This window comes from Mesorhizobium sp. M00.F.Ca.ET.216.01.1.1 (assembly GCF_004010325.2).
Lineage (GTDB): Bacteria > Pseudomonadota > Alphaproteobacteria > Rhizobiales > Rhizobiaceae > Mesorhizobium.
The window spans coordinates 1-8,588 of the sequence record NZ_SADR02000039.1; the positions used below are offsets into that span (position 1 = coordinate 1).

Annotated in this window: 7 protein-coding genes and 1 pseudogene; 7 read left to right on the forward strand and 1 reads right to left on the reverse strand. The window is 54.9% G+C overall.

The window, feature by feature from the left end; translation table 11 throughout:
* Positions 1-151: 151 nt before the first annotated feature.
* Complete coding sequence (locus EN859_RS32225) at positions 152-1,093, reverse strand: LysR family transcriptional regulator (RefSeq protein ID WP_126038172.1); 942 nt, start codon at positions 1,091-1,093, stop codon at positions 152-154.
* A gap of 234 nt (positions 1,094-1,327) precedes the next feature.
* Between EN859_RS32225 and EN859_RS32230 the strand changes: the two genes are divergently transcribed.
* From EN859_RS32230 to EN859_RS39845, 7 genes and pseudogenes are all read left to right on the forward strand, one after another.
* Entirely contained in the window at positions 1,328-2,611 is a 1,284-nt protein-coding gene (locus EN859_RS32230; protein WP_126038175.1) for a methylaspartate ammonia-lyase, read from the forward strand.
* Positions 2,608-3,792, forward strand: a complete 1,185-nt coding sequence (locus EN859_RS32235) for a CaiB/BaiF CoA-transferase family protein (RefSeq protein ID WP_126038177.1) — start codon at positions 2,608-2,610, stop codon at positions 3,790-3,792. The genes EN859_RS32230 and EN859_RS32235 overlap by 4 nt, the downstream gene beginning before the upstream one ends.
* A gap of 558 nt (positions 3,793-4,350) precedes the next feature.
* Positions 4,351-5,397 (forward strand): extracellular solute-binding protein, encoded by a 1,047-nt coding sequence (locus EN859_RS32240; RefSeq protein WP_126038180.1) that lies wholly within the window; start codon positions 4,351-4,353, stop codon positions 5,395-5,397.
* 66 nt (positions 5,398-5,463) lie between these two features.
* Positions 5,464-6,360 carry an ABC transporter permease gene (locus EN859_RS32245; RefSeq protein ID WP_126089945.1) on the forward strand — a complete coding sequence of 299 codons (897 nt, stop codon included), beginning with the start codon at positions 5,464-5,466 and terminating at the stop codon, positions 6,358-6,360.
* The gene (locus EN859_RS32250; RefSeq protein WP_126038185.1) at positions 6,357-7,157 is read left to right on the forward strand and encodes an ABC transporter permease; all 801 of its coding nucleotides are present in this window, start codon (positions 6,357-6,359) and stop codon (positions 7,155-7,157) included. Before EN859_RS32245 ends, EN859_RS32250 begins: the two co-directional genes overlap by 4 nt.
* Positions 7,158-7,211: 54 nt before the next feature.
* Positions 7,212-8,249 carry an ABC transporter ATP-binding protein gene (locus EN859_RS32255; RefSeq protein ID WP_126038187.1) on the forward strand — a complete coding sequence of 346 codons (1,038 nt, stop codon included), beginning with the start codon at positions 7,212-7,214 and terminating at the stop codon, positions 8,247-8,249.
* A 276-nt stretch (positions 8,250-8,525) separates the two neighbouring features.
* Positions 8,526-8,588 (forward strand): annotated as a pseudogene (locus EN859_RS39845) (ArsR family transcriptional regulator); the annotation flags it as partial.

Sequence of the window (8,588 nt, forward strand, 5' to 3'; positions counted from 1 at the left end):
CCTTCAATCCGCGACGGTCGCTCGCGCTGCGCTATGCCAAAGGCTCCGGGCCAGCGCCCGTCGCTTCACCCGCCCAGCAGGGCACAACCCACGCCGGAAACGAACTCAAAACTGGATAGAAACTGGGGGCAAGATCACAAGGCTTAGTCAGTTACGAGTGGAGCGCCGGCTCAACTGCCGGAAGAATCAAAGGCCATCTGCCGCTCTGAGCTAGCTGGTGCACAACTTCGGGAATGAGTGTGCGTACTGCGGCGACTTCCACTGACCGCTCGTCCCTAGGATTCACTGCGAGAACTACAGATCGGGTAATCACCGGATCGACAACTCGCACAGTTCGAACTTGGTCGAGAGAGACCTCACGTTGTATGGCCGAAGGGGTCAAGATCGAATATGCTTTTCCATCCATCACCATACTGACAATAGTCGACAGAGAATCGACTTCAAATCGCACATCCAGCGTGCATCCGTGCTGCGCCACGACGTCCGCCACGGAACGGCGAACGTTGTTGGCGCCCATCGGCACAGCCAAGGGATAGAAATGCAGGTCACACAGGCGGATCGTGTCTTCGAATGGTGGCTGGTTCGGAGGCACCACAAGGCAAAATTCTTCTCGGGCCAGCACTGTCGAGTTGCCGATACTCTCGCCGTTCTTATAGAGGATCGCGAGATTGAAGCGACCGGCAGTCATCCACTCTTCGATAAACCCGCTCATCCCTTCGACAATCTTGAGGGAAACCTTCGGAAGGCGTTCTCTGGCCAACGCAAGGAGTTCCGTCACCATGACGCGCGCTGCACCGGACGGTATCCCGATCGTCACTTCGCCGGCAGGTGATTTCGCTTTGCTCGTCAATTCCTCTTCGGCGAGTTTGACTTGGCGCAAGATCATGCGTGCGTGGTCTAAAAGTTTCGTCCCGGCGGTCGTAGCCGTCACTCCGGTTCTTTCGCGGACCAGGAGCTGCGTGCCGAAAGCTTCCTCCATCTGTCGGACATGGTGACTGAGCGCACTCTGTGCCACGTTCAATTGTTCTGCAGCTTTGGTGAAACTACCCGCATCCACCACGCCGACGAAATATTTCAGTTGTCTCAGTTCCATGGTGTCCCTTGGGGGAGCCGCTGTTCGTGACGTTCCGAACCCGTTGGGTTCTCAACGGCTATCCTCGACATTATCTCGAAACGAGATGGCTTGAAAGCCGATTTTATATTGGCGTGTATCCGGCCCCGCTGGGCATACTGCACCGCGAAGGGGGAGGCACCGCCGCGTCAGAACCGCTGCTTCCTCGAAGTCGCTACAGTTGATTAACGACGTCGAAGAATTGGGTGCGCTATCATGGCAACTGCTCTCAAAGTAAGAGATGTTATCCTGGCGCCGGGAAATGGTAGCTTTTTCTATGATGATCAAGCAGCGATTCGAGCAGGCGTCGCCACTGATGGTTTCCGGTATGTAGGGGCACCTCGGACATCCGGCTTTGAAACTATCCGAATGCCCTCCCGGTCCGTCAGTCTTGGCCTTGTCCTGTCGGACGATGCGATCGTCTGGGGGGACATGATGAGTGTTCAGTATTCAGGCACAGGCGGTCGCGACTCTCTTTTCCAGACTGACGCAATTGCAGCACTCGCGAGATCTGTCGTTGTTCCGCGACTTTTATCCGCTGATTTGTCGAATTTTCTGGGTGCGTGCGACGATGTCCTTGCCTATCACGATGGAAAGCGGCTTCCGCTTGCGATCGAGTATGGCGTGAGCCAAGCGCTGCTCGGTGCTGCCGCACACGTTGCGCGGACCACCCTAGCCGAGGTCATTTGCTCGGAGTTTTCCCTGCCTCTGCCAGAGAGGCGTGTGCCCATCTACGCCCAAAGTGGAGATGCCAGGGAGATCAACGTCGACAAGATGATCCTCAAGTCCGTCGATGTGCTTCCGCACGGGCTTATCAACACCCGGGAGAAGTTCGGCCCCTCGGGAGCAACATTCCGAGAGTTCGTGAAATGGGTCGGGAGGCGGATAACAGAAATCGGGGAGCCAGGGTATCATCCTATCCTGCACTTCGACGTCTACGGCTGGATCGGTCTGGAAATTGGGCTTGAAGCCGGAAAAATCGCGGACTTCATGGCGCGGCTTGCAGATGACGTGCCCGGCTTCCGACTGCATGTCGAGTGCCCGGCAGACTTCGGGTCAACCGATGCGCAACTAAACGAGTACGCGAAAATTGTCGACCTTCTCGACGCCCGGGGCTCCGACGCCCGTCTGGTAGTCGACGAACACTGCAACACCCTTGACGACATCCGGCGTTTCGCCGAAGCGAAAGCAGCACATGTAGTTCAAATCAAGATGCCTGACGTCGGTTCGATCGCCGACACGGCCTGGGCCGTTCTGGCCTGCAAAGAACACGGCGTATGGGCGTATGTCGGCGGCAGCTGCACCGAGACCGACTTGTCGGCAAGAGCCTCGGCGAACGTGGCAGTGGCAACACAGGCTGACATGATGCTGGCAAAGCCCGGGATGGGCGTCGATGAAGGCATTTCTATTGTCGGCAATGAGCAGAGCAGGCTGCTCGCCGCTCTCAACTATCGACGCTCCCGGAACGACGTCCAGGACGCCAACGCGGAATCTGCATGAACAGTTCTCTCGAAGGTATTACTGTTGTTGCTGTAGAGCAGGCGGTGGCGGCTCCCTATGCCTCGTCGCGGCTTGCTGATGCCGGCGCGCGTGTTATTAAGGTCGAACGCCCCAATGGTGACTTCGCAAGAAATTACGACAAGCTTGTGCAAGGCCAGAGCGCGTATTTTGTATGGCTAAACCGCGGAAAGGAGTCGATCTGCCTTGACCTGACGGCAGACGAGGATCGCGCGATTCTTGACGCTATGGTTGCTGGAGCCGATGTTTTCATCCAAAATCTCAGGCCCAGCAGTATCAACAAGTTCGGCTTTGGTTCTGACGAGCTTCGTCAGCGCTTCCCTCGCTTGATAACCTGCGACATATCCGGGTTTGGCGATGCTGGAGCTTATTCCCATTTGAAAGCATACGACCTTATCGTGCAGGCAGAGACAGGGCTTTGCGCCATAACGGGGACGAAGCATGGGCCGGCGCGGGTTGGCGTTTCGGTTTGTGACATCTCGGCCGGCATGACTGCACACAGCGCGATCCTGCAAGCGCTTTTCCAACGTGAGCGCACTGGCAGGGGAACCGGGATTCAGGTCTCGCTCTTTGACGCCGTGGCCGACTGGATGAACGTTCCGGTGCTGCAGTTTGATTACAGTGCCTACCAAACGATGAGAGCGGGGGTAAATCACCCCTCTCTCGCGCCGTATGGGGCCTACCGTTGCGCTGATGGGAAGGACGTCATTTTCTCCGTCCAGAATGACCGAGAATGGGCCAACTTCTGCGCCAAGTTTCTCAAGCAGCCTGAACTTACCCGCCGTCCAGATTTTGCAGATAATATGAAGCGGCTCGGCAACCGGGCGGCGTTGGATGAGATTGTTGTCCAGCGCTTCGCCGAATTATCGAGCGACGAAGCAATGACCGAATTGGAGGCGGCAGGTTTGGCCTACGGACGCCTCAACCAAGTAGAGCACGTCTCCAAACATCCACATCTGCGACGGCTATCGGTCGCAACGCCGTCGGGAGTAATCGAAATGATTGCGCCCGCGGCGATCTTTGACGGAGAAAAAGCTCCGCTGTTGCGACCCGTTCCCGCCATGGGAGCCCATTCTGAGGCTTTGCGCAAAGAGTTCGGCGCCTCCACGAATACCGCTCGACCAACTAGCGCAAACGATTCCCGTGCAAGTCGAACTTGTTAAGGTTGGGGTTGATTGGTGACTTTGGACTTCACTTGGTGGGGAGCCCTGTGGTCGAAGTTCGCAGCTGGACTGCTTTGCGATTGACATCCTGCTTCCTCGGCTTTGCGGCAGATACTCTGCCGCGTGACCGCTACCGCACATTGGACACCGCCTCATCATCCGTCAGCGGGAAGGAGGTTCCCAATACGATTGGCAGCACTAACCGGAAGCAGAACGATACGCGTGACTACGTGGCCATCCGTCACTCGACCGAGCGGAGACAGTTTGCACGTCTCGTCAACTGTTCGAGACGATCAGCGGACTACCTGACTAGTAAGTGCTGACCACATTCCCTGAGTACCCAGCCAGAAACTCGAACTGCCTAACCGCCAGTTGCAGCAAGGCTCTGCAAAAAATACTCCCTGCGTGGGTGTTTGGTCGGCTCGCAAGCTTCCCCATCTCCCGGCGAGATGCCCCCGATCTACATTCTCTGTTTGTGAGAAGTGAGAATTGGCCTTCTTATGCAGGATGTCGGCTTCGCATGCCACCCTCGCGATACGTTAGAAAAGGGAAAATACAATGAAACGCCGCTCTTTTCTGCAATCCTTGGCACTCGCGACCAGCGGCCTCGCTCTACCAAACATCGCTTGGGGTCAGGAAAAGCGATTTGAGGGGATCACGCTGAATATCAACGGATATGGGGGGGACTACGATCGAATCCTCGTCGAGACCGTTGCAAAGCCCCTGGAAGAGCAGACAGGCCTAACGGTTATGCACACTCCGTCCACTGCGGCAGCGGCAACTGCGAGAATTCTTGCGTCGCCCGCCAATCCTCCTTTCGATCTGATCATGGCTGATAGTCCAAATATGCCGGATTTGATCAAGGCCGAGGCTATAACGCCTACGGATTTGGATGCCGATCTGATTGCAATGCTGTCCCCAAATATTCGAGAGTTTGGGGACCACGGTATCCCGATGTCTGCATCATCGATGGTTCTGACCCATAATACAAAGTTGGTTGACCCGCCAGTTGAGTCATATGCAGATCTTGCGCGACCAGACCTTGAGGGGCGCGTTGCAACCTTAAATTTGGAGAACGGGGGTGGGGTGCTGTTTTTGCTTGCGCTGGCCAAGGCGAACGGCGGCAGCGAAGACAACGTCGGCCCTGGCTTCGAGGCACTCCGCAGGATCAAGCCAAACATCACCTCGACCACTGCGTCCACGGTAAATCTGCTTCAGCTATTCGAACAGGAAGAAGCGCTGGCAGGCCCCTTTTGGGATGGGCGCGTATTTTCAATGCAGAGGGCAGGGAAACCGATGTCGCTAATCGTACCGGTTGAGGGCCTGTATGGGCTCCGTTCGTATATAAATCCAGTCAAGGGAACAAAGCATCCGGAGGCCGTAAAGGCGTACCTTGAACAACTGCTGACCGGGCCATTTATGACAGAGATGTCCAGGTTCTTTGGCTATGTGCCAACCACCCGCGTACAATTGCCGCCAGACGTTGCTGCGAACATGATTCCATACGGAGAAAATGGTCTTCAAAACCTCCAGCCGGTCGACTGGCAGAAGGTTGCCGCATACAGGAGCGAATGGATCGCCCAATTCAACCGCGAGATGCGGTAGGCGTGGCGGGCGCTCAAGCCTGCCCCGTCCTTTTTGATTAGCAGTTCTGGCAAGCAGGAATTTGAGTTGCAAAACCGGTCATTGGTCAGGTTTAAAGCCCGCGATAAACGATCCACAGTGTGGGTATGGCTGATCACGCCCAGTGTAGGTCTGTTGCTGCTCTTTATGATCGTCCCTCTCGCAGGAGTCATTCGCACCAGCTTTTACCCTGGTGTGCGATCGTTCGGTGCAGAGGGGTTCTCTCTTGAACAGTACCTAGAAGTTGCACTTGATCCCTTCTATCAAATCGTCTTGGTTGAGACTATTGTTTATGGATTGGTCGTCTCCGTCGGCAGCCTACTGGTCGGATTTCCGGTAGGGTACTCACTGGCGCGTTTACCTGCAAACAAACGCCGATCACGACTGATTCTAGTCATCTTGCCCCTGACACTCAGCCTTGTAGTTATCGTGTTCGGCTGGATTGTTATTCTTGGCCGCAGTGGCATCGTAAATCAATTGCTTATCGGCATCGGCGCTGTTGATAGTCCGGTTAGACTTCTATACACAAAAGGCGCAGTACTGCTTGTCCTATTGCAACAGTTTCTCCCGTTCATGATACTATCCGTGATGAGCGTATGCTCGAAAATCGATCCAGTGCTGGAGCACGCATCTGCGAATCTGCGCGCAAATAGATTTACGACGTTTCGCCGCGTTGTTATTCCGCTTGCTATGCCGGGCATCATGACGGGGTTTACCCTTGTTTTCATTTTGACCGTATCTGCATTTATCACTCCACGACTTGTTGGCGGCGGATCAGTGCAGATGCTGGGAAGTATCATTTATGAGCAAGTTGTCACCGGACTGAATTGGCCGCTCGGGGCGGCGCTGTCTGTGGTTATGCTAGCCGTAACTAGCTTGGTCGTGGGTGTTGCCAACACGCTTGCCGCAAAAACCTTGACGGGACACCGGAGTATCGCAAAGTGAACAGTGATCTTATCGACACTGTGTTGGGCGTTGCAGGGTTGGCCGTTCGCTTCACGGTGTACGTTATGCTGATTTCGCCAGCAGGCATCGTAGTTCTAGCATCCTTCACACGTGAAGACACTTTGAGCTTCCTTCCAAGTGGGTTTTCGTTGCGATGGTATGAAGCTGCATTTAGCAGTTCGCCATTTATGTCTGCGCTCTGGACAAGCAGTCAATTGGCGATTGTGGCCACAATTGTTGTTCTAATACTGGGTACTGCGGCCGCTTTCGCAATTGCTCGATACCGCTTTAAGGGATCATCGCTTTTCCAATCTCTGGTGTTGTCTCCGCTCATCGTACCTATTGTCGTTCTAGGCCTTGGACTTCTACAGTTCCTTGCTTGGGTGGGACTCAGCAACTCGTTCGTCGGGCTCTTTGTTGGCCATCTGGTGATAATGTTGCCATACGTGGTGCGCACAATGATCGGTGGCCTCCTGGTTCTTAACCGTGCATTGGAGGAGGCCGCGATGAATCTTAGGGCGCGGCCATTTCGTGTGTTCAGGAGGATAACGCTGCCTCTTTTGGCGCCTAGCTTGATTACCGCCGGAGTGTTTGCGTTCGTCACCTCCTTTGGCAACGTAACGCTTTCATCCTTTTTGGCGGTCACAGGAACGGTAACTTTGCCGGTGCAAATTTTCACTTACGTAGAGTACAGCTACGAGCCCATTGTGGCTGCGGTATCAAGCATAGTGATTGCCGTCACTATAGTAGTCATACTCATAATTGAACGAGTAATCGGAGTGGATAAGCTATTCTAGAGATGGGTCATAGGCTGTCGTATGTAAACGGGTGCGAAGCAGAACGGGGCGAAGATGTCAGTAGTGTCGCTAAAAAATATATCAAAAATGTATGGTGCTACTGCTGCGGTAGAATCGGTCTCGCTTGATGTGGAGAAAGGCGAGTTGCTGTGTTTGCTGGGTCCATCCGGCTGCGGTAAGACAACCACGCTTCGGATGGTGGCTGGCTTTGTCAAGCCGACATCGGGGACCGTAGAGATCGAAGGCAAAGAGGTCACAGATTTGGCGCCATATCGGCGCGACACCGGGATGGTGTTCCAAAGCTATGCTCTATTTCCGCATATGACTGTTGCCCAAAACATAGCGTTCGGGCTTGAGAACCTGGGCAAGCCTCCAAAGTTGAGAGAACAGCGCGTCCAGGAAATGCTTGAATTGATTGAGTTGGCACATCTTTCTCGGCGATATCCAGCTGAATTGTCTGGCGGGCAACAGCAACGAGTGGCTCTTGCGCGCGCGCTCGCGATGAATCCTGCTGTACTACTTCTCGACGAACCCTTCTCAAATCTCGATGCGCAGTTGCGAGTACGTTTACGCGAGGATCTGCGTTCCTTATTGAAGCGGATTCAAATCACAACGTTGTTCGTAACCCACGACCAGGAAGAAGCTCTGATGTTTGCGGATCGGATTATGGTGATGCGCAATGGGGGTGTAGAGCAGGTAGGCACACCGTCGGAGATTTACGAGACCCCAGCAACACGTTTCGTCGCAGAGTTCATTGGATGGTGTTCGATCTTTGATGGCATGGTAAATGGACAAGGCGAGTTTTCCGTCGGCGATAGCATTCGGTTGCCAGTAGACGCCGGTCCAGGCCCTGCTACCGTCATTGTGCGGCCCGAACACGTGAAGCCTGTGGAGATTCCTGGTCAAGCACATGCATTTGAGGCGCGGGTGACATCGAGCAACTACCATGGCTCTCTCTGCCGCCTTCGGCTGGATGTTTCGGGCCAGGAAGTGCTGATGGAGGCTCATTATCCACACGGACGGGCTCCAAAGGTGAATGAGCGAATTGCGATAAGTATCAATTCCAAGGGAGTTAGGCGCCTTCCTGGGTAGGAGTGAATTTTCAAGGCTGAGGAGTCGGATCATCGGATCACCCACCACGGCAAGACCCACGGACTAGGGCGAGCGACCGCACCAAAGGGGACCGGCGAACGGCTGCGCGTAGTAAGTGGGCTTGGCCGGATTGGGGTATACGGCCGGCGAGGGCGCCACGATGCATAGACACTTCAGCCCTCTAGTATCTCGCGATGTGCTGCCGCCATTCGTCTGGACCTTGTCGACGATTTTAAGCGCGCGATGCGGGCGGCCAAGGAGGTTAGCCAGTGCTATATGGTCACGGGCGACGCCGATTTTGTCCTGATCGTGGCTGTTGAGGACGTCGAGGCCTTTGAC

What these genes read in the sequence shown, in the direction of transcription:
- EN859_RS32225 (WP_126038172.1), bottom strand. Translation starts at nt 1,093, where the DNA reads ATGGAACTGAGACAACTGAAATATTTCGTCGGCGTGGTGGATGCGGGT.
- EN859_RS32230 (WP_126038175.1), top strand. Translation starts at nt 1,328, where the DNA reads ATGGCAACTGCTCTCAAAGTAAGAGATGTTATCCTGGCGCCGGGAAAT.
- EN859_RS32235 (WP_126038177.1), top strand. Translation starts at nt 2,608, where the DNA reads ATGAACAGTTCTCTCGAAGGTATTACTGTTGTTGCTGTAGAGCAGGCG.
- EN859_RS32240 (WP_126038180.1), top strand. Translation starts at nt 4,351, where the DNA reads ATGAAACGCCGCTCTTTTCTGCAATCCTTGGCACTCGCGACCAGCGGC.
- EN859_RS32255 (WP_126038187.1), top strand. Translation starts at nt 7,212, where the DNA reads ATGTCAGTAGTGTCGCTAAAAAATATATCAAAAATGTATGGTGCTACT.